A 21,956-nucleotide genomic window follows, 5' to 3' on the forward strand; every position below is an offset into this window, starting at 1 on the left:
ACCGATCAGACCGGGACCGGTCAGCGGACCGCCGACCAGACCGGAACCGATCAGACGGGGACCGGACAGACCGGGACCGGGCAGACGGAGACCGGGCAGGGGACGTCCGGCGCCGACATCCTGGACACCCCGCGCAAGGACCACCCCGACGACATCGACCAGACCGACCCGAGGCCGAAGGTCGTGACGGTGGACGGCGTGAAGGTGCTGCAGATCCCGCTCAACCAGCCCACCGCCGCCGAGGTGACCGATCTGCTGAACAACGCGGGAGGCGTCCCGCCGGCCGACATGCCCACCGTGGACGGCACTCCGGATCCCGCGGGAGCGCCCCCGACTCAGGACGCCTCCCAGGGCGTCCCCCCGGCCCAGGACACTCACCGCGGCGTGCCCACCCAGGACACCGCGCAGGGCGTGCCCACCGACCAGGACGCCTCCCAGAGGGGTCCCACGACCCAGTACGGCCCTCCCGACGCCCCCACCGCCTCGCAGGGGGTCCCGACGGCCCAGGACGTCTCCCACCCCGCCTCCCAGGGAGTCCCCACGACGCACGGGACCGCGGACGCCCCGGCCACCGGGACGCCGGCCCCCTCCGGCGACTCCGGGACCGTGGGGGTCCCGCTCGACCGGCCGGGGCAGGTGGAGCCGCACGGGCCGGTGCGGGACGTCAAGCCCGCCTTCCCCATCCCGGACACCGTCGAGCCCGTCCCCGACCAGGAGATCCAGCCGCCGGGCACGGGCGGGGAGCCGGCCTCCTCGCAGCACGGCGCCCTCCGCCCGGACGGCTCCGCCGACCATCACTCCTCCGCCCATCACGTGGTGCGGCACCCCTTCGACGCCCCGGATGCCCGGAGCACCGGCACGGCCGGCGACGCCGTACCGCGGCAGGCGCCGCCGGTCGCGGGAGCGGCGGCGGGCGGCGGCCTGGGCGGTGACGCAGGCGGCGCGGGCGGTGACGTGGTCTCGGCGCGGGTGGTCCCGCCGGACCCGGACGTCCTGGCGGGGCTGGTCGACGACGCGCGGGACGTCGAGCCGATGGACATGCCGAGTGTGCGGGTCCCCGGCGGCGAGGTGTGGGGCGAGGGGGCCTGGCGGCCCATGGACGTCGGGCCGGACGGCCCGGCGGGCGACCTGGACCCGGGAGACCCGCTGCGGTCGATCCCTCCGCCCGGTGACGAGCGGCAGGGCGGACGGTGACGGTGGACGGTGACCGCGAGGCGACTGTGAGGAGCGTGTGATGTACGTGGACCCGCCGGCGCCGCAGCCCATGCGTCAGGGAGAGACCCCTCCGGTCTCCCCGAGCCCCGGCCTGCCGACCCCGGGCACGGCGACGGCCTGGGAGTTCAACCCCGACTACCAGAAACTGGTCACGCTGTGGCGGGAGGTCCTCCCCCTGCTCGACACGCTGACCACCAGCCTGGACAAGGCGTACCGGATGGCCAGGAGCGGGGACGTCTGGGACGCGCCCGTCGCCGAGCGCTACGTGGAGGACATGACCGAGTGGCGCAACCGCCTCGGCCTCTACCGGCAGGCGATCCTCACCTCGATCAGCGACCAGGCGGCCGACACGCCGAGGTGGGTGCCCGCCGACGTCGGGGCGCCGCACGCGTTCTCCTGACGGACACCCCCCCGGGCCGAAACGGCTGCCGGCCCCGGCCGGGACGGCCGCCGGACCTGGCAGGGGAGGGCGTCCGGCCCGGCTCGACGGCGGATCCAGGCCCTTCCCGGCGTCGGGTCCTGGTCCGGTCCGGCGGCCGGGCGCGGGCCCGGCTCGGCGACAGATCCGCGCCTGACCTGGGAACGGAGAGGCGGTTGGACTTAGAGTGGGGTGAGTCACCGTCCCGGGGATGTGAGCCATGGACGACGCAGATCCGTACTACGGTCCCGACTTCGGCCTCCTGCGGAGGCAGGACCCGGAGGTCGCGAGCGTCCTGCTGGACGAGCTCGAACGGCTTCGCGGGGGGCTCCAGCTCATCGCCAGCGAGAACTTCACCTCGCCCGCGGTGCTCGCCGCCCTCGGCTCGACGCTCACCAACAAGTACGCCGAGGGGTATCCCGGCAGGCGTTACTACGCCGGGTGCGAGGTCGTCGACCGGGCCGAGCGGCTCGCGATCGACCGGGCCAGGCGGCTCTTCGGCGCCGACCACGTCAACGTGCAGCCCCATTCGGGGGCCTCGGCCAACCTCGCCGCCTACGCCGCGCTGCTCCAGCCCGGTGACACCGTCCTGGCCATGGCGCTGTCGCACGGCGGTCACCTCACCCACGGCTCCAGGGTCAACTTCTCCGGCCGGTGGTTCGACGTCGTCGCGTACGGCGTGCGCCGGGACACCGAGCTGATCGACTACGACGAGGTGCGGGAGCTGGCGCTGCGGCACCGGCCCAAGATGATCATCTGTGGGGCCACGGCCTATCCCCGCGCGGTCGACTTCGCCGCCTTCCGCGGGATCGCCGACGAGGTGGGCGCGTGGTTGCTCGCCGACGTCGCGCACACCATCGGGCTGATGGCCGGGGGCGCCCTGCCGTCGGCGGTGCCGTACGCCGACGTGGTCACCTTCACCACGCACAAGGCGCTGCGCGGGCCGAGGGGCGGCGGGATCATGTGCACGGAGGAGCTGGCGGCCAGGGTCGACCGGGCGGTCTTCCCGTTCGTCCAGGGCGGTCCGCTCATGCACGCGGTGGCGGCCAAGGCGGTGGCGTTCGGGGAGGCGCTCCGGCCGGAGTTCGCCGGCTACGCCCGGCAGGTGGTGGCCAACGCCAGGGCCCTGGCCGACGGCCTGGCCGCGGAGGGCATGCGTCCCGTCTCCGGGGGCACCGACAGCCACCTGGCCCTGATCGACCTACGCGACGCCGGGATGTCCGGCGCCGTCGCCGAGACGCGGTGCACCGCCGCGGGCATCACGCTGAACCGCAACGCGATCCCCTACGACCCCGAGCCGCCCACGGTGACGTCCGGTCTCCGGGTCGGCACCCCCTGCGTCACGACGCAGGGCATGGGCGCCGAGGCGATGAAGGAGGTCGCCTCGATGGTGGCGCAGGCCGTCCGGAATCCGGACGCATCAGGAGAGATCAGGGAGCGGGTGGCGGGGCTCGTACGCGAATACCCCGCATATCCCAGCGAACTCTGAGGTGTTCCGTACCCCTTTCCGGTCACAGCTGGTCGTGGCATCCGCGAAACTAGGTCCGTGCGCGAGTATCTGTTCATGGCGCTGGTGGCGGCCGCGGTGACATACCTGCTGGTGCCTCTGGTGCGCGTGTTCGCCATCCGCATCGGAGCGATGCCGGAGGTCCGTGACCGGGACGTGCACACCACCCCGACGCCCCGGCTCGGCGGCCTGGCGATGTACGGCGGGCTCGTCGCCGGCCTGCTGGTCGCCGCCTATCTCCCGTACGCCGGGGGCAAGCTGGCCGAGGGCAAGACCGTCATCGCGCTGATCGCGGCGGGCGGTCTCATCACCCTGACCGGCTTCCTGGACGACTGGTGGGGGATGGACGCCTTCATCAAGCTGGCCGGGCAGATCGGCGCCGCCGGAGTGCTGGTGGTGTTCGACGTCAGCCTGCCCTGGCTGCCGCTGCCCGACTCGCTGGGCGGCCAGGTCATCCTCGACTCCACGCTGAGTCCGGTGATCACCATCATGGTCGTGGTGGTCATGATCAACGCGGTGAACTTCGTCGACGGCCTCGACGGGCTGGCGGCCGGGATCGTCGGCATCGCCGCGATGGCCACGTGGAGCTACTCGGTCGTCCTGTCGAAGGACTACGGCAACACCAGCATCAACGTGACGGCGGCGATCGCCGCGGTGCTCATCGGGGTGTGCCTGGGCTTCCTGCCGCACAACTTCCATCCGGCCAAGATCTTCATGGGTGACACCGGGGCGATGCTGATCGGCCTGGTCCTCGCCTCCACGATGATCACGATCACCCCGCTCGACTCCGAGACCTTCGAGGTCAACAGCTTCCCGGTGGTCCTGCCGCTGGTGGTGCCGGTCGCCATCCTGGTGCTGCCGCTGCTCGACCTGATCATGGCGGTCATCCGGCGCACGTCCAACGGGCTGTCGCCGTTCGCGCCCGACCGGGGGCACCTGCACCACCGGCTGCTGGACATCGGCCACTCCCACCGGCGCAGCGTGCTGCTGATGTACGCCTGGACCTTCCTGTTCGCCTTCGCCGTCGTGGCCATGGCCGCGTGGGGCGTGCCGCTCCTGCTGTTCCCGCTGGTGGTGCTGCTGGCCGTCGGCGTGCTGGTGATGATGGCGCTGCCGCGCTGGCGGGCGCGCCGGGGCGGCGGCGGGGCGGCGCCCGCCGCCGGGCACCACGACCGGCCGGACGCCGGTCCGGGCGGCCCGGACGGCGGCCGGGCCCGCCCGCTCCCGGGGGAGGCGCCGGGGCTGCCGCCGGAGATGCCCGGTCCCCGGTCCTCAGGCGCCGCGGGGGACGACACGGCCACGCTGGCGGTGCTGCCCGACATCACGGTCACCGCCCCCGGTCCGGGTGTTCCGGGTCCTGAGACGGGACGCTGATCGTCCTCGCGTTCACGCCTTGATCGTTTACTTGAAACGGCAGGTAAAGGCGCTCTTCCATGAGCTTGTGATAGCTTTCACTAGCAGCCGCCGAGTTGGACGCGCCCTGTAAGGTACCAATCGCTCGCTTGATAACAGTCATCTGGAGTGTCGATGCAGACCAACGACCTGCGCCTCCTGAAGGGGGCCGCGATCCCCACGTTGCTGGTGGGTCTGGTCGTGGTCGTCGTCGCCGCTCTGCTGGCGGGGGGCGGGGGAGCGCTCGGCGCGGCGATCGGCGTCGTGGTCGTCAGCGCGTTCTTCGCGCTCGGCATCCTGGCCGTCTCCTACGCCAGCCGGATCTCGCCGATGGCGATGATGACGGCCGCGGTGGTGGGCTACCTGGTGCGGATCATCGTCGTCATGGCGCTGTTCCGGATGTTCCGTGAGGCCACGCTCTTCGAGCCGAAGGCGTTCGGCTGGGGCGCCCTCGTGAGCATCGTGGCCTGGACGGCCGGCGAGATACGCGGTTTCATGAAACTCCGGATCCTCTACGTCGATCCGGCCGCCGGTCCCCCCGGGCAGGGCGGCCCGCGATGAGGCGTAGGATCCTCCCGGGCGTGATGGGGCCCGATATGACTAGCCCTCACCATGCCTGCTATCGTCGTGCCCGCGATGAGCGAGAAGAAAATCCGGCCCGAGGACGACGGCCGAGACTTCGCCGACGCCGCCTGGTCGATTCCCAGCTATCTTCTCGCCGGGATGATCCTGTACGGCGGCGCGGGGTGGTTGCTGTCCAAGTGGACCGGCGTGGTCGCCTTCACGCCGATCGGGCTGATCCTCGGAGTCGCGCTCGCCGTCTACCTGGTCTACCGGAAGTACGGTCGCTAGCCGGCGGCGGTCGCCTCGCCGACGAAGCCATTTCGATCCACTACCACGCTGAAGGGAACGCCGCGTGAGCACGCTGACGCTCCTCGCTTCCGGGGACGAGTTCGCCCCTCCGGGCCTTGAGCTCTTCAACTCCCCCCCGATCATCTCCGGCGTCGCCTGGTTCACCAAGCCGGTGCTGCTGGCACTGCTGAGCACGCTCATCGTCGTGGTCTTCTGCTGGTCGGCCTTCGCCAACCCGAAGCTGGTGCCCCGGGGCGTGCAGAACGTCGCCGAGATGGGCTACATGTTCGTCCGCGACCAGGTCGCCCGGCCGTTCCTCGGCAAGGACGCCGACCGGTGGATGGGCCTGCTGCTCAGCATCTTCTTCCTGGTGTGGATCTGGAACGTGATGGGGGTCGTCCCCGTCCTGCAGTTCCCGGTCGCCTCGCACATCGCCTTCCCGATCGTGCTGGCCCTGTCGATCTACATCCTCAAGATCTACCTGGGCGTCAAGCACCAGGGCGCCATCGGCTACTTCAAGAACATGATGTTCCCTCCGGGCCTGCCCAAGGCGATTTACGTGCTGATGGCCCCGCTCGAGCTCCTGTCGAACATGGTCATCGCGCCCTTCACGCACGCGGTGCGACTGTTCGCCAACATGTTCGCGGGCCACATCATCCTCGCGTTCTTCAGCCTGGTCGGCTTCTGGTTCCTCTTCGAGAAGCTCACGCCGCTGGGCGCCCCCCTCGGTGTGGTCGGCGTCATCATGACGATCGCCATGACCGGGTTCGAAATGTTCATCCAGTTCCTGCAGGCGTTCCTCTTCTCGATGCTCGCCGCGATGTACATCGGCAACTCGCTCCACGCCGAGCACTAGACCATCTTCCGAATGCCCAGACCGGTGAAGCCTCACCGGCCGACCAGTAAAGGAATACAGAATGAGCGTCCTCGCTGAGGTCACCGGCTCCCTCAACTCCCTCGGTTCGATCGGTTACGGCCTCGCCGCGATCGGCCCGGGCATCGGCGTCGGCATCATCTTCGGCCAGGGTGTGCAGGCCATCGCCCGCCAGCCCGAGGCGTACGGCCTCATCCGCCAGAACATGTTGCTCGGCTTCGTTCTGACCGAGGCGCTGGCCCTGATCGGCCTCGTCGCGCCGTTCATGTTCAATCTGTAAGACGCAGAGACCACTGACGGAAGGCTGCACCAATGATTAAGGCAGCTTCACTTCTGGCGGCGGCGGAGGGGGGCAACCCCCTCATCCCGCACACCTACGAGCTGGTCGTCGGTGCCTTCGCGTTCTTCGTCGTCGTTCTCGTCGTCGGCAAGATCCTCACCCCGCGCATCCAGAAGACCCTGGCCGAGCGGACCGAGGCCATCGAAGGCGGGATCCAGAAGGCGCAGGACGCCCAGGCCGAGGCCCAGGCACTGCTCCAGCAGTACAAGGACCAGCTCGCGGAGGCGCGCCACGAGGCTTCCCGCCTGCGCGAGGAGGCCCGCGAGCAGGGTGCGCAGATCAAGGCCGAGCTCCGTGAGGAGGCGCAGGCCGAGGCCCGCCGCCTCGTCGAGGCCGCGCACGCCCAGATCGAGGCCGACCGCCAGCAGGCGTTCGCGCAGCTCCGCAACGAGATCGGCCGTCTGTCGGTCGAGCTCGCCACCCGCATCGTCGGCGAGTCCCTCGAGGATGAGGCGCGTCGCCGCCGCACCGTCGACCGGTTCCTCGAGGAGCTGGAGTCCAGCAACGCGGCGGTCAGGTGATGAGGGGCTTGAGCAGGGCCTCGCTGGCCGAGGTCGAGGAGCGCTTCAACGCCGTGGCGGGAAGCGCGGACCTCGGCTCGCTGGCCGACGAGCTCTTCGCGGTCGCCGACCTGCTCGACCGTGAGCACGGGCTCCGCCGCTACCTGTCTGACCCCTCCCGCGACGCGGCCCAGAAGGGGCAGGCCGTACGGGTCCTGCTGCAGGGCAAGGTCGGCGCCGCCGCGCTGGAGACCATCGCGGCGGCCGCGTCCGCCAGGTGGACGCGGCCCGGCGACCTGGCCGACGCGCTGGAGCGGCTCGGCGTGATCGCGGCGGCCGCCGAGGCCGAGGCGCAGGGCAGGCTCGACGACGTCGAGGACGAGCTGTTCCGGTTCGGCCGCGTCGTCGCCTCCAACCGCGACCTGCACCAGGCGCTGGCCAATCCCAACGTCCCCGTGGAGGGCAAGCGGGAGCTGCTCCAGGGGCTGATCGGGGCCAAGGTCTCACCCAGCACCCTCCGCCTGGTCGGGCAGGTCGTCGCACACCCCCGAGGACGTAGCCTGGACGGGGGGCTGGAGGAGTTCGGCAGCCTGGTCGCCGCCCAGAGGCAGCGCCTCGTCGCGGTGGTGCGCAGCGCCGTCGTGCTCTCCGAGGAGCAGAAGCAGCGTCTCGCCAGGTGGCTGCGCACTACGTACGGTCACGACGTTCAGCTGAACGTCGAGGTGGATCCGCGGGTGCTGGGAGGGTTCTCGGTACAGATCGGGGACGACCTCATCGACACCACCGTCGCGGGACGAATCGAAGAAGTCCGCCGCCGGTTGGCCGGCTAGGCGAATAGGGAGACTGAAGAGAGATGGCGGAGCTTACGATCCGGCCGGACGAGATCCGGGACGCCCTTGAGCGCTTCGTCCAGGCATACGAGCCGGAAGGTGCCGCGCGCGAGGAGATCGGGACCGTCGTCGACGCCGGCGACGGCATCGCCCACGTCTCCGGCCTTCCCTCGGCGATGGCGAACGAACTGCTGGAGTTCGAGAACGGCACGCGCGGCCTGGCCCTGAACCTCGACACCCGTGAGATCGGTGTCGTCGTCCTGGGTGACTTCAGCGGCATCGAGGAGGGCCAGACGGTCCGCCGGACGGGCCAGGTCCTGTCCGTGCCGGTCGGCGACAACTTCCTCGGCCGCGTGGTCGACCCCCTGGGCAACCCCATGGACGGCAAGGGAGCCGTCGAGGCCGAGGGCATGCGCGCCCTGGAGCTTCAGGCGCCCTCCGTCGTGCAGCGCCAGCCGGTGAAGGAGCCGCTGGCCACCGGCATCAAGGCGATCGACGCCATGACCGCGATCGGCCGTGGTCAGCGTCAGCTGATCATCGGTGACCGCGGCACCGGCAAGACCGCCATCGCCGTGGACACCATCCTCAACCAGAAGGAGAACTGGCTCTCCGGCGACCCGGCCAAGCAGGTCCGCTGCGTCTACGTCGCCGTCGGCCAGAAGGGCTCCACGATCGCCCAGGTCAAGGGTCGCCTCGAGGAGGCGGGCGCGATGGAGTACACCACCATCGTCGCCGCCCCGGCGTCCGACGCGGCCGGTTACAAGTACCTCGCGCCCTACACCGGTTCGGCCATCGGTCAGCACTGGATGTACCAGGGCAAGCACGTCCTCATCGTCTTCGACGACCTGACCAAGCAGGCCGACGCCTACCGCGCCGTCTCCCTGCTGCTGCGCCGCCCGCCGGGCCGTGAGGCCTACCCCGGCGACGTCTTCTACCTCCACTCGCGTCTGCTGGAGCGCTGCGCCAAGCTCTCCAATGACATGGGCGGCGGCTCGATGACCGGTCTGCCGATCATCGAGACCAAGGGCAACGACGTCTCGGCGTTCATCCCGACCAACGTCATCTCCATCACCGACGGACAGATCTTCCTCGAGACCGACCTGTTCAACGCCGGTGTCCGTCCCGCCATCAACGTCGGTGTGTCGGTCTCCCGAGTCGGCGGCTCCGCGCAGACCAAGGCGATGCGGAAGGTCGCCGGCACGCTGCGCCTGTCGCTGTCGCAGTACCGCGACCTGGAGGCCTTCGCCTCCTTCGCCTCCGACCTGGACGCGGCGTCCAAGGCTCAGCTGGAGCGCGGCCAGCGTCTGGTCGAGCTGCTCAAGCAGCCGCAGTACAGCCCCTTCCCGGTCGAGCAGGAGGTCGTCTCCATCTGGGCCGGCACCACCGGTGAGCTCGACGAGGTACCGGTCGAGGACATCCGCCGCTTCGAGGCCGAGTTCATCGACCACCTCCAGCGCAACAACAAGGGCGTCTTCGACAGCATCCGCGAGACCAAGGAGCTGTCCGACGACACGGTGACGTCCCTCAAGGACGCCATCACCGAGTTCAAGAAGAACTTCGAGACCTCCGCGGGCGAGCTGCTGGTCCGTGACGAGCCGGTGGCCGCCCTCGGCGCCGACGAGGTCGGCCAGGAGAAGATCACCAAGCACGTCCGCACGGCTGAGAAGAAGTAGCCGATGGGTGCCCAGCTAAGACTGCTGAGGCGGCGGATCAAGTCGGTCAAGTCCACCGCGAAGATCACGCGCGCCCAGGAGCTCATCGCTTCGTCGCGCATCGTGAAGGCGCAGCAGAGGATGCAGGCGGCCATGCCGTACGAGCGTGAGATCACTCGCGCCGTCACGGGCGTCGTCAGCAACACCTCCAGCGTCGACCACCCGCTGACCGTGGCCAAGGAGCGGCCGGCGAAGGCCGCCGTGCTCATCCTGACCAGCGACCGCGGGTTCGCCGGAGGCTTCAATGCGAACGTCCTGCGTGAGGCCGAGGCCCTTCGCGGTCACCTGGAGGGCAGGGGCGTCGCGATCACTCCCTTCGTGGTGGGGCGCAAGGGCATCACCTGGCACTCCTTCCGCGGCCGTGAGATGGGCGGGCAGTGGTCGGGCTTCTCCGACAACCCCTCCTACTCCCACGCCAAGGAGATCGCCGACGCGTTGATCCAGGCGTTCTCCGCCCAGGACGGGGTGGACGAGATCCACATCATCTCCACCGGGTTCGTGTCCATGCTCACCCAGGAGGTCGCGGTCAACCGCATCCTGCCCCTGGAGGTCGAGGAGACCACCGAGGCGCCGGACACGCCGTTGCCGTACTTCGAGTTCGAGCCCAGCGCCGGCGCGGTACTGGACTCGCTGCTGCCGCGCTACGTGGAGTCGCGCATCTTCAGCGCGCTCCTGCAGTCGGCGGCCTCGGAGCACGCGGCTCGTCGCCGGGCCATGAAGTCGGCGACCGACAACGCCAACGAGCTCATCCGGGTCTTCACCCAGCAGATGAACCAGGCTCGCCAGGCCGAGATCACCCAGGAAATCAGCGAGATCGTCGGTGGCGCGAACGCGCTGGCTGACGCCGCAGCGGGGAAAGAGTGAAATGACTGCACAGACTGTTGAGACCGGCGTGGGCCGCGTCGCGCGGGTCACCGGTCCCGTCGTCGACGTGGAGTTCCCCGTCGAGGCGATGCCCGACATCTACAACGCGCTCACCGTCGACGTCGTCCTCGGCGACGAGACCAAGACCCTGACCCTGGAGGTCGCCCAGCACCTGGGTGACAACCTGGTCCGCGGCATCTCCATGCAGCCCACCGACGGCCTCACCCGCGGCGCCGCCGTCACCGACACCGGCGCACCGATCTCGGTGCCGGTCGGCGACGTCGTCAAGGGCCACGTGTGGAACGCCCTCGGTCAGCCGCTGGACGTCGATGTCGCGTCCCTGGAGGTGAACGAGCGCTGGGGCATCCACCGCCCGTCGCCCTCGTTCGACTCCCTGGAGTCGCGCACCGAGATGCTGCCCACCGGCATCAAGGTCATCGACCTGCTCACCCCGTACGTGAAGGGTGGCAAGATCGGTCTGTTCGGCGGCGCCGGTGTCGGCAAGACCGTTCTGATCCAGGAGATGATCCGCCGGGTCGCGCTGAAGTTCTCGGGCACCTCGGTGTTCGCGGGCGTCGGCGAGCGCACCCGTGAGGGCAACGACCTCTGGCTGGAGATGGAGGAGGCTGACGTCCTCAAGGACACCGCCCTCGTCTTCGGCCAGATGGACGAGCCCCCGGGCACCCGTCTGCGCGTCGCCCTGTCCGCCCTCACCATGGCGGAGTACTTCCGTGACGTGCAGAAGCAGGACGTGCTTCTGTTCATCGACAACATCTTCCGGTTCACCCAGGCCGGTTCGGAGGTCTCCACCCTCCTCGGCCGCATGCCGTCCGCGGTGGGTTACCAGCCGACGCTGGCCGACGAGATGGGTGTCCTCCAGGAGCGCATCACCTCGACCCGCGGTCACTCGATCACCTCCATGCAGGCGATCTACGTCCCCGCGGACGACATCACCGACCCGGCCCCGCACAACGCGTTCGCACACCTGGACGCGCAGACCGTGCTGTCCCGGCCGATCTCGGAGAAGGGCATCTACCCCGCGGTGGACCCGCTCGACTCCAGCTCGCGGATCCTCGACCCGCTGATCATCGGCGAGGAGCACTACCGCGTGGCCCAGGAGACCAAGCGGATCCTGCAGAAGTACAAGGAACTGCAGGACATCATCGCGATCCTCGGTATCGACGAGCTGTCCGAAGAGGACAAGGTCACCGTCCAGCGGGCCCGTCGTATCGAGCGCTTCCTCTCCCACCCGATGTACGCCGCCGAGGCGTTCACCGGCCAGCCGGGTGAGTTCGTGCCGCTGGACGAGACGATCGCCTCGTTCAAGGGCCTGTGCGCCGGTGAGTACGACCACCTCCCCGAGCAGGCGTTCTTCATGGTCGGTGGCATCGAGCAGGCCATCGCCAAGGCCAAGGAACTCGCCCGCTAGTCGCCTTGGGCGTCGGCACGGCCCCGGGCCGTGCCGGCGCCTGGTTCGAAAGGAACTGGAAAGAAAGTGGCGAAGCTGCGAGTAGGCGTCGTCTCTCCGGAGCGGGAACTCTGGTCCGGAGAGGCCGACATGGTGATTGCCAAGACCATCGAGGGTGAGATCGGCATCATGCCGAAGCACGCCCCGGTGATCGGTGTCCTCGTCGAGGGCGGCGTGCTGAGGATCAAGCGCGGTGACGACACGGACCTGGTCGCCGCGGTCCACGGCGGGTTCATCTCGGTGGCCGGCGACGAGGTGTCGATCCTGGCCGAGACGTCCGAGCTCGGCTCCGAGGTCGACGTCGACCGGGCCCGGGACGCGCTCCAGCGGGCCCAGGCCTCGATCGACGCCAACGAGAGTGACGTCGACGACGCCGCCGCCGCCAAGCGCGCCAGGGCCAGGCTGCGCGCGGCCGGCGAGGAAGTCGGTTAAATTCTGCTTCTGAGCGGTACGGCCTTTGGGAGCGGGAATGACGGCGCTGAACGTGCTCATCGTGGTGACGGCGGTCGTCGTCCTCGTCGCCCTCCGCGGGCTGGTCCTGACACGCTCCCGGGGATCGGTGCTGTGTTGCCTGCGCCCGGTTCCGGGGAAGCGGAGCTGGCGGGTGGGGGTGGCCCGCTACGCCAAGGACCAGCTCAACTGGATTCCGCTCATAGGTCTGCTGCCAAGGCCGCGCCACGTCATCGTGAGGCGCGGCCTTGTCGTTTCCGGGCGCCGCAAGGTGGGGTCCGGTGAGTTCTTCGGGTTCATCGAGGGGGTCACGGCGCTGGAGTGCCGCAACGGCCCGGACACCTTCGAGATCGCCATGGGTTACCGCGCGCTGACCGGGTTCGTCGCCTGGCTGGAGTCCGCACCGCCCAGCGCCTATCTCGACGTCGCCTGACTCCTCCTCCGCCGCCTTCCCTATCGCCGGCAGGCCCCCGTTCCCGGTCCGCCGGGGACGGGGGCCTGTCGCTTTTCCAGCCCTCTTTTCCCTGATCTATCCCTGATCCGGCCCCGTGTCCGGTACGGCTCGCGCCCCGGGTCCGGCCCTCGTGCCCGGTACGGCTCGCGCCCCGCGTCCGGTCGTCGTCCCCGGCCGGGTGCTCGCCGGAGGATTGACCGGTTTCCGCGCACCTTCTATGGTTCATTAGTAGAGTAATGAACCATAGAAGCGGGTGCCATGTTCGACGACCGGAGCCCGATCTACCGGCAGATCGCCGAGCGCATCAAGACCGATGTGCTGAGCGGGACGTTGCGCGGCGACGAGCAGGTCATGTCCACCAACCAGTACGCCGCCTTCTACCGGATCAACCCGGCGACGGCCGCCAAGGCCTTCCAGCAGCTGGTGGACGAGGGCGTGCTGTACAAGAAACGAGGGATCGGCATGTTCGTGAGTCCGGACGCCCCGGAGAGGCTCAGGGCCGGGCGCAGGGAGAGGTTCTTCACCGACGTGGTGGACCCGATGGTGGCCGAGGCCAGGGCCATCGGCATCCCGCTCGGCGAGGTCGTCGGCCGCATCGAGAAGCTGGAGGGAAGATGAGGGTCGACGTCCGGGATCTGGTGCTGCGTTACGGCGAGACCACGGCGCTCGACGGGCTGACGTTCACTCTGGAGAGCGGGAAGATCTACGGACTGCTCGGCCGCAACGGCTCGGGCAAGTCGAGCCTGACGTCGGTCCTGGCGGGCTTCCGCCGCCAGACGAGCGGCGAGGCGCTGGTGGATGGGCGACCGGTGTTCGAGAACGCCGGCCTCACCCGCGGGATCGCCCTGGTCCGCGAAGAGGGGGAGGCGATCACCATCGGCACCGCCGAGGACGCCCTCTACTTCGCCGAGGGGCTCCGCCCGAACTGGGACGCCGGCTACGCCCGCTCGCTGCTGGAGACGTTCGGGATCCCGTCCAAGGCGAACGTCAAGGCGATGTCCAAGGGGCAGCGCTCGGCGCTGGGGGTGGTGGTCGGCCTGGCGAGCCGGGCCCCGCTGACCATGTTCGACGAGGCCCACCTCGGCATGGACGTGCCGTCCCGGCAGGCGTTCCACGACGCGCTGCTCGCCGACTACATGGCGCACCCGCGCACGTTCCTCCTGGCCAGCCACCTCATCGAGGAGGCCGCCCCGCTGTTCGAGGAGGTGCTGGTCATCGACCGCGGCCGGCTCGTCGTGCAGGAGGACGCCGGGACGCTGCTGTCGAGGGGGGCCTCGGTGACCGGCCCCGCCGCCCGGGTGGACGCCTTCACCGCGGGGCTGACCGTACTGGGCGTCAAGGACCTCGGCCCGACCAGGTCGGCGATGGTCTACGGCGACCTCGACGACACGCGGCGCCGCGAGGCCGTCGAGGCCGGACTCGAACTCGGGCCGGTCGCCATGCAGGAGCTGTTCGTCCACCTGACCGGAGGCCCCCGATGAGGTTCCCCAGCCGTCTCCTGGCCGCCAACGTGTTCTTCGCGCTGCTGCTGTGGGGGGTGCTCCTGGCGGGCGTCGCGCTGGTCGCGGCGGGCGTCGCGGTCTTCGGCACGCTGAGCGGGAGCGCCTGGGAGAAGGGCGTGCAGCTCGCCCGGTGGTACGCGCTGTTCGCCGGCGTGGCCCTGGTGCGGGAGTTCCTCCCGATGTACGTCGCGCACGGGGTGACCCGCCGCGAGTTCGGCGCGCAGGCGGCCGTCACCGCCACCCTGTTCGCGCCGTTCCTGGCCGTCCTGGTCGCGGTCGGCTACCTGCTGGAGGCGGGGGCGTACGGCCTGGCCGGCCTGCCGCAGACGCTGGACCGGGTCCACCTGTTCGCCGAGCCGACCCACGTGCCGCTCGTTTTCGCCGAGTACCTGATCGAGCTCGCCGCCTGGCTGGCCGCCGGATCCTTCATCGGGGCCGGCTTCTACCGCTGGGAGGGAGGCGGCCTGCTCACCCTGCCGGTCGGCGTCGGCCTGGTCGTGCTGGCGGAGAGCGCGATCGGCACGGAGCTGCGGCTGCCGTTCGTCAGCCGCCTCGCCCTGGGCGTGGACGTCCCGCAGTCCCCGGCGGTCACCGCCGGCCTCGGGCTCGCCGCGTTCCTGATCGGCCTGGCCCTGACCTGGCTGGTCATCCGCGACGTGCCGCTGCGCAACAGGCCGGCCTGAGCGACGGGCCGGGACCGGGTTCCGCACGACGCCGCGAACCCGGTCTGGATCCGCCCCACCTTGCCCGGACTCGCTGTCGGTGGCGTCAAGGTTTCGACCACCTCGGTGTCGAGCGCTCAGGTCTGCGCGTAACTCTCGACCTCGATCGAGGTGATGCCCTTCACGCCTTCCGCCAACCGACGCTCGCTGGTGACCAGCGGCACTCCCAGTTTTTCGGCGAGCGCGACGTAGGAGGCGTCATAGGAGGAAACGTTGTGACGCAGCTCCCACACCCGGTCGGACATCTCCTCGGTCATGGCGTGCCGGGACAGGCGCAGGCTTCGATACGCCCTCCTGGACTCGGTGGCGAATTCCTCGTCGATGTCTCCCCTGAGAGTCATCTTGCGAAGCACGTTGTGCACCTCGTAGTCGATCAGATATGGAGCGCTCATCCACTCCACTCCGCCCAGTCGCTCCACGAGGTCCGGGATCTCCAGCGGATCCATGGTCAGCGCCTCGATCAGCGCGGAGGCATCGACCACCAGCACGTCTCAGCGCTCCCGATCTTCGGCGAGGATCGCCGCGACCGCCCCGGGCCGGGCGTGCCTGTGCCCCTTGGTCCGCTCCCAGTGGGCGGCCAGCACCTCTCCGATCTCGGGCTTGCCCTCGATCTGGGCGATACGCCGCAGGAGGTACTGCGAAATGGTCAGCCCTTGGGCGCGCGCCCGCTCGGATATGACCGCGTGCAGTTCCTCCGGGACGTTCCTGATCTGCAGTGTCTCCGCCATACGGTTAGGCTAACATGCGTTACGCATGCGCGCGTGTGAAAGCGTGGTGCCAACGAGACCGCCTCGGTGATCCGTGTCAGGGGACGTAGTCCGTCACATGGATCTTGATCTTGGCCCATTCGTCGTCCACGTAGACACCGGGGCGGTTTCCGGTGGTCCCCCTGGCGGCGTCGTGGCCCTCCCCGCCCCACGTCGGCCTGTCCAGCCTCGACCCCCGGTCCGGACGGACCTCGGTGTAGAAGGTGAAGCTTCCCCGCTTGTGCCGCTCGGAGGCCGGCAGCGGTCCGGCGTACGCCTGGACCTGGGGAAAGGAGCTGTAGCGCGGCGACCGGCCCCACAGCTCGCCTGAGTCGAGGACCCTCTGCAGGAAGTCCGGCTCCTGATTGGGGGTCATGATCCGGTGGAAGGGCCCGTACAGCAGTTTCTCGTTCTCCGGCACGTCCGGCGTGCAGCCCATCAGGCCGAGCGGGTCGATCAGGCCGATCGGGTTGTGGACGTAGGCGTAGGGGTTGGGGTGGGACAGCAACCCCAGCGGGTCGGCGCTCGCGTACCGCGCGGTCTCGGGGTCGTAGTGGCGGTGGTGGTTGTGGTGCAGGCCGCTCTCCGGGTCGGCGTACTGCCCGGGGAAGCGCAGCGGGCACTCGGCGGAGCCGGCCGGCTCGTCCGGATGTCCGCCCCACAGGGTCGGCCGCGCCCGCCAGACGACGGTCCCGCCGGGGCCGGCCAGCTCCGCCGGCGCGCCGGCCGGATCGGTGACGACGGCCCGGAAACGCTCGTCGGACCACCCCTGTACGGCGTCGCCGGCCGGGAAACGCGCCTCGAACCGTCCCTGTACGGCGTCGCCGGTTCGGGCGCGGCGGACCTGCGTGACGGGACGGAAGGTGCCGGGTTCGTACTCCCACACCGTGGCCTCCAGGCCGGTCGGCCCCGTCTCCGCGCCGTTCCACCCCGTGCCGCGGATCTCCTCGGCCAGCAGGAAGCCGTCCCAGGCGAAGTCCACCCGTTCCGCGACCGACCGGCCGTCCGGTCCGAGCCGCAGCTTGGAGACCCGGCGGCCCAGGGCGTCGTACAGGTACCGCCACCGGATCCGGTCGGGGGTGAGGACGCCGACGAGGCGGTCCTCGGGGTCCCAGGTGTAGCGCCAGGTGCGCGTCGCGCCGGACGGGTGCCGGTGCCGGCGCAGCACCAGACGTCCCCGGTCGTCGTACTCGTAGTGGACGTCCCCGGCGCGGCGGACGAGCGGGCCCTCGTACTCGCGGACACCCGTCGCCCCGGTGCCGGAGCCGGGCGGGCGCCGCTCGGGCCACGCCGCGTCCACGACGTTCCCCGACGGGTCGTAGGAGTACCGCTCGCTCCAGCCGTCACCGTGTACGGCGGTGATCCGCCCGGCCGCGTCCAGGTCGTGGCGCCGCGGGCCCGTGACGGAGTCGTCGACCCCGGCGAGGAGGCCGTCCGCCCGGTAGGCGAAGGCGCTGTGCCGCAGGAGCGGACCGTCCGGCGCCGTCCGGAGGGTCTGGGAGGTGAGCCGGCCCGCCGCGTCCCAGGTCCGGGCGAGCGTCATCACCGAGTCGACGTGGCGCAGGACCTCGCGGCCCGCCGCGTCGCGGCCGAACGACACCGTCCGCCCGCCGGTGCGCAGCCGCGCCGCCTGGCCCGACGCGTCGTGGTCCCACAGGCTCTCGGCGCCGGAGGGGGTGCCGCGCCGTACGCGGCGGCCCGCGGCGTCGTACGCCGAGGTGACGACGAGGCCGTCACGCCACTCGGCGACGACCCGGCCGAGCGGGTCCCGCTCGAACCGCAGGTCGGCGTCGGCGTTGACCGCCCGCACCATGCGCCCGGCGGCGTCGTAGGCGAACCTGGAGACCAGGTCGCCGGACCGCCGTTCCACGACGTTGCCGAGGGGGTCGCGGACGTAGCGCGTCGCCCGTCCCGCCCCGTCGGCCCGCTCGGCGAGCCGTCCGGCCTCGTCGTAGGAGTAGGAGCGCATGTGCCCGGCGAAGTCGGTCTCCCGTACCAGGCGGCCGGCCGCGTCGCGCTCGTACCGCCAGACCAGGCCCCGAGGGTCGGTCACCGAGACCAGTCGCCGCTCGGTGTCGTGGCCGAACTCGACGCGGGCCCCGTCCGGCCCGGTCCGGGCCGACTCCATGTCGAAGGCGGCGAACTCCGACCGTACGGCGTGCCCGGCGGCGTCGACGTACTCGACCGGGTTGCCCTCGCCGTCGTAGGTCCACCGCTCGGTCGCGCCGCCGGGGAGCGTCCTTGAGGTCAGCCGGCCCTCGGGGGTCCAGGTCAGCCGGGTGACGCCTCCCGCGGGGTCGGTGATCGAGACGACCCGGCCGAACGCGTCGCGCCCGTAGCGGGTCGTCCGGCCCTCTGGGTCGACGGCCGTGACGGGCAGCCCGGCGGCGTCGTACGCGGTACGCCATGTGCCGCCCAGCGGATCGACGAGGGCCGTCACGAGGCCGCGTCCGTCGATCTCGAAGGTCGTGGTGGCACCCGTGGGGTCGGTGACCGCCGTGCGGTTCCCCCGGGGGTCGAACCGCTGCCGCCAGACGGCCCCGTCGGCGCCGGTGATCTCGACGGGCGGCCCCGGCCCGTCGTGGACGGCGGTGACCCGGGTGCCGTCCGGGCGGGTGACGAGGGCCAGGTTGCCGTCCCGGTCGTAGGAGTAGCGGGTGGTCCCGCCGAGCGGGTCGGTGCGGGACAGGAGGCGGTCGCGGCGGTCCCACTCCGAGCGGGTGACCCGCCCGAGCGGGTCCACCTCGGCGACCACCTGCCCGGCGTCGTTCAGGTGGAAGCGGGTGGTGTGCCCGAGGGAATCGGTGAAGGCGGTCAGCCGGTCCGCGTAGACGAAGTCCGCGTTCAGGAAGCCCCCGGTGCCCCGGCCGCGCACGCAGCGCCCGGCGTCGTCGTAGGCGTAGCGGTAGTCGCTGCCGTTGCTGTCGCGCCAGCGGGTGAGCCGGCCGTCGGGGTCGTGCTCGAAGCGTACGGCGGCCCCGGAGGAGTCGGTGACCCCGGCGAGCCGGCCGGCGTGGTCGTAGCGGTACCGCCGCAGCTCCACGCCGCCCTCTCCGGCTCCGCCGTCCCCGTGGCCGCCGCCGGGCCCGGACCCGTTCGCCTCGGACCGCCCGCCGGGGCCGTTCGCACCGCCCTGCCCGTTCACACCGCCCTGCCCGTTCGCACCGCCCTGCCCGTCCGGTCGGCCGTCCCCGTCCGGTCGGCCGTCCCCGTCCGGTCCGCCGGTCTCCCCGGTCCGGGGCAGGAGGCGCAGCGCGATGATCCGTTCCCCGGAGGTCTCCACCGCGATCCGGTAGCCCCCGGAGTGCCGCACCGTCGCCGGTGCTCCGGCGTCGTCGTAGTCGACCTCGACGCGGTGCCCGTTGCGGTCGGAGATCTCCGCCAGCGGGAAGACCTCCGGCGGCGTGCCCGCCGTCCTGGTGAACCGGAAGACGTGGCCGTTCTCCGGCACGGTGACCGTGTACGTCCCGCCGTCGGCGCTCACCGTCAGCGGCCAGGGCGGTCCCTCGACGGGCAGCACCGGGGCCTCCGGCATCGGTGCCGGATAGGCGAGGATCATGCCGTCGGCCGCGGCGAAGCAGGCGCCCGACGCGTCGGCCTCCACCCGCTGGTCCAGCGTCGAGCTCCACGACTCCCCGAACCAGCGGCCCGCGCGGTAGGAGGAGGCGTGGGTGCGGGTCAGCACCAGCGGCAGCGCGCCCGGCAGGTCCACGTCCACCTGGGTCAGCAGCACCTCTCCCGTCGCCACGTCCACCGGGTCGCCGCAGGTGACCTTCAGCCGGTCCGGTACGGCCCGGCCCCGCGGGTCGGCGACTCCGCCGCGGCCGGCCCCGGCCCCGGGCCCGGCTCCGCGCCGCAGCAGCCCCGGCGCCCGCCCGCCCGCGGCGCGGGCCCCGCGGAACAGGTCGCCCGCGAGACGGCCGAAAAGGCCGGCCGCGGCCTTTCCGGCGACGCGTCCGGGAATTCTCCCACCCGCCACGGCGGCCTCCTCGTCACCACGATGCACAGGTTTACGAATGGGCATTATCGGCGCTATGACTCTCCTGTGAACAATGGGCGAACGAGAAGCCCGGCCGGACGACGCCGGATCGCGGCGGCCGGGACGGCCGGATCGGGGAGTACCGGTGCCGGAAACGTTTGATCTCGGGGCGGAAGGGCTCGACCGCCTGTACGAGGGGGTGCGGGACCTGGTGGCCGCGGGCCACGGATCCGGCGCCGCCGCGGAGGAGGCCGGGACGCGCGGAGAGGGGGAGGCCGCGGACGGCCAGATCCGGGCCGTGGTCGAGGCCGGCGGCCGCCTCGCGTCCCTGCGCGCCGATCCGAGGGTGATGCGGCTGAGCAGAGAGGAGCTGTGCGCGCAGATCGTGCTCGCGGTGAACGCGGCGCTGGATGACCTGCGGGACCGGGTCGCGCGGGCGGGCGGCGAGGTGGACCACGAGGCGCTGCTCGCGCGGCTGCGGGAACTGCAGAGCGACTCGGTGCGGCAGATGGAGTCGTTCGCCCAGTCCATCGGTGAGATCGTCGGCCGTATCGAGAGCCGGACGGAGCGGTGAGCGGGCACGGGCCGGCGCGGCCGGTGCTGATCGTCAGCTCTCCCGGCCTGCGGGCCGTGGCGGAGGACCTCCGGGAGGCCGGCGAACGGCTGACCGGCCGGTGGGACGCCCTGCGGGCGTCGGTGAACACGGCGGGCATGTGCGGGGGCGACGACATGATCAGCCAGCTGATCAGGGCGTCCTTCACCTCCGTCATGGACCGGGCGGAGGAGTCGGTGAGGTCGGTGACGGAGCTGTGCGGCGTCTACGGCGCCCACGTCTCCCGGATGGACGAGCCGGTACGGCAGGGCGAACACGCCGTGGTGAGGCACATCGCGTCGATCGAAACCGCGGGGTGACGGATGGGACTCCAGCTTCCCCCGGCCCTGGCGGCCATGCTCGTGGATCTCGGCTTCCAGTGGACCCAGTCGGACGAGGTGATCCTCGCGCAGGTGGGTGACCTGTGGCGGGACTTCGAGTCGGGGCTGGACGACGTCGAGCACCTGCTCGCGGGCGCGCTCCACCGCATGCGGGACGGTAACGCGGGAGAGGGCGTGGAGGCGTTCACGGCCGCCATGCTCGCCGGAGACGCGCCGCAGGCGACGGTGCGGGACGCGGGCACGGGCTCGCTGGCGGTCGGCGCGGGCTGCTACATCAGCGCCGCGATCGTGCTCGCGGTGAAGAGCCACGTGATCGTCCAGCTCGCCCTGCTCGCGGCGGGGCTCTCGGCGCTGTTCGCGGCGGCGGGGCCCACCATGGGGGCGTCGCTCGCCCAGGTCCCGGTCGTCAAACAGGTCACCGGCCGGCTCATCGACATGATCATCTCGCGCCTGACCGCGCTGCTCGTCTGACGGCCGCGGACGGGACCCGGCGCCCGGCCTCCGCCCGCCGTACCATCACCCGCCGTGCCGAGCCGTGCCCGCCGGTCCCGGTCCGTGCCGCCGCAGGGAAGGCCGGCGGGTTCCCGGCCCGCGCCGCCGGGGCGTCAGCGGGTGCCGCCGGGCCTCCAGAGGATCTCGTCGCCGTGGGCGGCGACCCGGCACAGGATGAACATCAGGTCGCTCAGCCGGTTGAGGTACGTGGCGGTCAACGGGTTGACGTCGTCGTGGGCGGACAGGGCCGCCCAGACGGTCCGCTCGGCCCGCCGTACGATCGTGCGGGCCACATGGAGCTGTGCGACGGCGGGGGCGCCGCCGGGCAGGATGAAGCTGCGCAGCGGCTTGAGACGCTCGTTGAACTCGTCGCAGCGCTCCTCCAGCCACTCGACGTAGGAGGGCTCGACGCGCAGCGGCGGGAACTCGGGGTTCTCGGTGATCGGGGTGCACAGGTCGGCGCCGACGTCGAACAGCTCGTTCTGGATCCGGCCGAGGACCGCCGCGACGTCCTCGTCGAGGGCGCCGGTCGCCAGGGCCACGCCGATCGCCGCGTTGGCCTCCTCGACGTCGGCGTAGGCGGCCAGCCGGGGGTCGGTCTTGTGGGTGCGGCTCATGTCCCCGAGCGCGGTCGTGCCGTCGTCGCCGGTCCGGGTGTAGATCTTGGAGAGCACCACCGGCTTGTCCCTGTCAGCTCGCGTCATGG

General features: G+C 71.2%; 24 protein-coding genes and 1 pseudogene. 21 read left to right on the top strand and 4 right to left on the bottom strand.

The features are described 5' to 3' along the window. The 18 genes and pseudogenes from AB0D67_RS06000 to AB0D67_RS06085 all read left to right on the top strand — a co-directional run. Positions 1-1,194: pseudogene (locus AB0D67_RS06000) on the top strand (hypothetical protein); the annotation flags it as partial. Positions 1,195-1,234: 40 nt separating this feature from the next. Next, positions 1,235-1,615 carry a hypothetical protein gene (locus AB0D67_RS06005; protein ID WP_362930425.1) on the top strand — a complete coding sequence of 127 codons (381 nt, stop codon included), beginning with the start codon at positions 1,235-1,237 and terminating at the stop codon, positions 1,613-1,615. A gap of 238 nt (positions 1,616-1,853) precedes the next feature. Beyond that, a complete protein-coding gene (gene glyA, locus AB0D67_RS06010; protein WP_362930427.1) occupies positions 1,854-3,122 on the top strand; it encodes a serine hydroxymethyltransferase in 1,269 nt (422 codons plus the stop codon). 57 nt (positions 3,123-3,179) lie between these two features. Next, positions 3,180-4,514, top strand: a complete 1,335-nt coding sequence (locus AB0D67_RS06015) for an MraY family glycosyltransferase (protein ID WP_362930429.1) — start codon at positions 3,180-3,182, stop codon at positions 4,512-4,514. A gap of 153 nt (positions 4,515-4,667) precedes the next feature. Then, complete coding sequence (locus tag AB0D67_RS06020) at positions 4,668-5,093, top strand: hypothetical protein (RefSeq protein WP_362930430.1); 426 nt, start codon at positions 4,668-4,670, stop codon at positions 5,091-5,093. Positions 5,094-5,168: 75 nt separating this feature from the next. After that, positions 5,169-5,384: an AtpZ/AtpI family protein gene (locus AB0D67_RS06025; RefSeq protein ID WP_362930432.1), complete on the top strand. Its 216-nt coding sequence runs from the start codon at positions 5,169-5,171 to the stop codon at positions 5,382-5,384. Positions 5,385-5,448: 64 nt separating this feature from the next. Then, complete coding sequence (atpB, locus tag AB0D67_RS06030; protein WP_362930434.1) at positions 5,449-6,240, top strand: F0F1 ATP synthase subunit A; 792 nt, start codon at positions 5,449-5,451, stop codon at positions 6,238-6,240. 61 nt (positions 6,241-6,301) lie between these two features. After that, complete coding sequence (atpE, locus tag AB0D67_RS06035) at positions 6,302-6,538, top strand: ATP synthase F0 subunit C (RefSeq protein WP_362930436.1); 237 nt, start codon at positions 6,302-6,304, stop codon at positions 6,536-6,538. 32 nt (positions 6,539-6,570) lie between these two features. Then, the gene (locus tag AB0D67_RS06040; RefSeq protein ID WP_362930438.1) at positions 6,571-7,119 is read left to right on the top strand and encodes a F0F1 ATP synthase subunit B; all 549 of its coding nucleotides are present in this window, start codon (positions 6,571-6,573) and stop codon (positions 7,117-7,119) included. Next, positions 7,119-7,928 carry a F0F1 ATP synthase subunit delta gene (locus tag AB0D67_RS06045; RefSeq protein ID WP_362930440.1) on the top strand — a complete coding sequence of 270 codons (810 nt, stop codon included), beginning with the start codon at positions 7,119-7,121 and terminating at the stop codon, positions 7,926-7,928. Before AB0D67_RS06040 ends, AB0D67_RS06045 begins: the two co-directional genes overlap by 1 nt. A 23-nt stretch (positions 7,929-7,951) precedes the next feature. Beyond that, positions 7,952-9,601: a F0F1 ATP synthase subunit alpha gene (gene atpA / locus AB0D67_RS06050; protein WP_362930442.1), complete on the top strand. Its 1,650-nt coding sequence runs from the start codon at positions 7,952-7,954 to the stop codon at positions 9,599-9,601. A 3-nt stretch (positions 9,602-9,604) separates the two neighbouring features. Next, entirely contained in the window at positions 9,605-10,504 is a 900-nt protein-coding gene (locus tag AB0D67_RS06055; protein ID WP_362930444.1) for a F0F1 ATP synthase subunit gamma, read from the top strand. Between the two features lies 1 nt (position 10,505). Beyond that, positions 10,506-11,933, top strand: coding sequence for a F0F1 ATP synthase subunit beta (atpD, locus tag AB0D67_RS06060; RefSeq protein ID WP_362930446.1), 1,428 nt, complete (start codon positions 10,506-10,508; stop codon positions 11,931-11,933). A gap of 66 nt (positions 11,934-11,999) precedes the next feature. Next, positions 12,000-12,404, top strand: coding sequence for a F0F1 ATP synthase subunit epsilon (locus AB0D67_RS06065; protein ID WP_362930449.1), 405 nt, complete (start codon positions 12,000-12,002; stop codon positions 12,402-12,404). A 37-nt stretch (positions 12,405-12,441) separates the two neighbouring features. Then, complete coding sequence (locus AB0D67_RS06070) at positions 12,442-12,855, top strand: DUF2550 domain-containing protein (protein WP_362930451.1); 414 nt, start codon at positions 12,442-12,444, stop codon at positions 12,853-12,855. Positions 12,856-13,134: 279 nt separating this feature from the next. Beyond that, the gene (locus AB0D67_RS06075) at positions 13,135-13,494 is read left to right on the top strand and encodes a GntR family transcriptional regulator (RefSeq protein WP_362930453.1); all 360 of its coding nucleotides are present in this window, start codon (positions 13,135-13,137) and stop codon (positions 13,492-13,494) included. Further along, positions 13,491-14,357, top strand: coding sequence for an ABC transporter ATP-binding protein (locus tag AB0D67_RS06080; RefSeq protein WP_362930455.1), 867 nt, complete (start codon positions 13,491-13,493; stop codon positions 14,355-14,357). Before AB0D67_RS06075 ends, AB0D67_RS06080 begins: the two co-directional genes overlap by 4 nt. Continuing rightward, the gene (locus tag AB0D67_RS06085) at positions 14,354-15,061 is read left to right on the top strand and encodes a hypothetical protein (RefSeq protein ID WP_362930457.1); all 708 of its coding nucleotides are present in this window, start codon (positions 14,354-14,356) and stop codon (positions 15,059-15,061) included. Before AB0D67_RS06080 ends, AB0D67_RS06085 begins: the two co-directional genes overlap by 4 nt. 116 nt (positions 15,062-15,177) lie before the next feature. Here AB0D67_RS06085 and AB0D67_RS06090 read toward each other — a convergent pair whose 3' ends face one another. The 3 genes from AB0D67_RS06090 to AB0D67_RS06100 form a co-directional block, all read right to left on the bottom strand. Beyond that, positions 15,178-15,588 (bottom strand): type II toxin-antitoxin system VapC family toxin, encoded by a 411-nt coding sequence (locus AB0D67_RS06090; RefSeq protein ID WP_362930459.1) that lies wholly within the window; start codon positions 15,586-15,588, stop codon positions 15,178-15,180. Between the two features lie 3 nt (positions 15,589-15,591). After that, positions 15,592-15,828, bottom strand: a complete 237-nt coding sequence (locus AB0D67_RS06095; protein ID WP_362930461.1) for a hypothetical protein — start codon at positions 15,826-15,828, stop codon at positions 15,592-15,594. Positions 15,829-15,904: 76 nt separating this feature from the next. Next, positions 15,905-19,825 (bottom strand): DUF6531 domain-containing protein, encoded by a 3,921-nt coding sequence (locus AB0D67_RS06100; protein ID WP_362930463.1) that lies wholly within the window; start codon positions 19,823-19,825, stop codon positions 15,905-15,907. Between the two features lie 145 nt (positions 19,826-19,970). Between AB0D67_RS06100 and AB0D67_RS06105 the strand changes: the two genes are divergently transcribed. From AB0D67_RS06105 to AB0D67_RS06115, 3 genes are read left to right on the top strand one after another with little or no spacing between them, the layout of a single operon-like run. Further along, positions 19,971-20,399, top strand: coding sequence for a YbaB/EbfC family nucleoid-associated protein (locus AB0D67_RS06105; protein ID WP_362930465.1), 429 nt, complete (start codon positions 19,971-19,973; stop codon positions 20,397-20,399). Next, positions 20,396-20,737, top strand: a complete 342-nt coding sequence (locus AB0D67_RS06110; RefSeq protein WP_362930467.1) for a hypothetical protein — start codon at positions 20,396-20,398, stop codon at positions 20,735-20,737. Before AB0D67_RS06105 ends, AB0D67_RS06110 begins: the two co-directional genes overlap by 4 nt. A 3-nt stretch (positions 20,738-20,740) precedes the next feature. After that, a complete protein-coding gene (locus AB0D67_RS06115; RefSeq protein ID WP_362930469.1) occupies positions 20,741-21,229 on the top strand; it encodes a hypothetical protein in 489 nt (162 codons plus the stop codon). Between the two features lie 134 nt (positions 21,230-21,363). Here the strand turns inward: AB0D67_RS06115 and AB0D67_RS06120 are convergent, their stop codons facing one another. Then, positions 21,364-21,954 carry a cob(I)yrinic acid a,c-diamide adenosyltransferase gene (locus AB0D67_RS06120; RefSeq protein ID WP_362930471.1) on the bottom strand — a complete coding sequence of 197 codons (591 nt, stop codon included), beginning with the start codon at positions 21,952-21,954 and terminating at the stop codon, positions 21,364-21,366. Positions 21,955-21,956: the final 2 nt, after the last annotated feature.

Origin of the sequence: Streptosporangium sp. NPDC048047 (genome assembly GCF_040653115.1) — a bacterium.
Classification (GTDB): Bacteria; Actinomycetota; Actinomycetes; order Streptosporangiales; family Streptosporangiaceae; genus Streptosporangium.

Bases quoted from the DNA above. Each gene is read 5' to 3' on its own strand.
- AB0D67_RS06055 (WP_362930444.1), top strand. From the start codon at position 9,605: ATGGGTGCCCAGCTAAGACTGCTGAGGCGGCGGATCAAGTCGGTCAAG.
- AB0D67_RS06070 (WP_362930451.1), top strand. From the start codon at position 12,442: ATGACGGCGCTGAACGTGCTCATCGTGGTGACGGCGGTCGTCGTCCTC.
- AB0D67_RS06120 (WP_362930471.1), bottom strand. From the start codon at position 21,954: ATGACGCGAGCTGACAGGGACAAGCCGGTGGTGCTCTCCAAGATCTAC.
- atpD (WP_362930446.1), top strand. From the start codon at position 10,506: ATGACTGCACAGACTGTTGAGACCGGCGTGGGCCGCGTCGCGCGGGTC.
- atpE (WP_362930436.1), top strand. From the start codon at position 6,302: ATGAGCGTCCTCGCTGAGGTCACCGGCTCCCTCAACTCCCTCGGTTCG.
- AB0D67_RS06025 (WP_362930432.1), top strand. From the start codon at position 5,169: ATGAGCGAGAAGAAAATCCGGCCCGAGGACGACGGCCGAGACTTCGCC.
- AB0D67_RS06020 (WP_362930430.1), top strand. From the start codon at position 4,668: ATGCAGACCAACGACCTGCGCCTCCTGAAGGGGGCCGCGATCCCCACG.
- atpA (WP_362930442.1), top strand. From the start codon at position 7,952: ATGGCGGAGCTTACGATCCGGCCGGACGAGATCCGGGACGCCCTTGAG.
- AB0D67_RS06080 (WP_362930455.1), top strand. From the start codon at position 13,491: ATGAGGGTCGACGTCCGGGATCTGGTGCTGCGTTACGGCGAGACCACG.
- AB0D67_RS06085 (WP_362930457.1), top strand. From the start codon at position 14,354: ATGAGGTTCCCCAGCCGTCTCCTGGCCGCCAACGTGTTCTTCGCGCTG.
- AB0D67_RS06075 (WP_362930453.1), top strand. From the start codon at position 13,135: ATGTTCGACGACCGGAGCCCGATCTACCGGCAGATCGCCGAGCGCATC.
- AB0D67_RS06095 (WP_362930461.1), bottom strand. From the start codon at position 15,828: ATGGCGGAGACACTGCAGATCAGGAACGTCCCGGAGGAACTGCACGCG.
- AB0D67_RS06005 (WP_362930425.1), top strand. From the start codon at position 1,235: ATGTACGTGGACCCGCCGGCGCCGCAGCCCATGCGTCAGGGAGAGACC.
- AB0D67_RS06040 (WP_362930438.1), top strand. From the start codon at position 6,571: ATGATTAAGGCAGCTTCACTTCTGGCGGCGGCGGAGGGGGGCAACCCC.
- AB0D67_RS06115 (WP_362930469.1), top strand. From the start codon at position 20,741: ATGGGACTCCAGCTTCCCCCGGCCCTGGCGGCCATGCTCGTGGATCTC.
- AB0D67_RS06045 (WP_362930440.1), top strand. From the start codon at position 7,119: ATGAGGGGCTTGAGCAGGGCCTCGCTGGCCGAGGTCGAGGAGCGCTTC.
- glyA (WP_362930427.1), top strand. From the start codon at position 1,854: ATGGACGACGCAGATCCGTACTACGGTCCCGACTTCGGCCTCCTGCGG.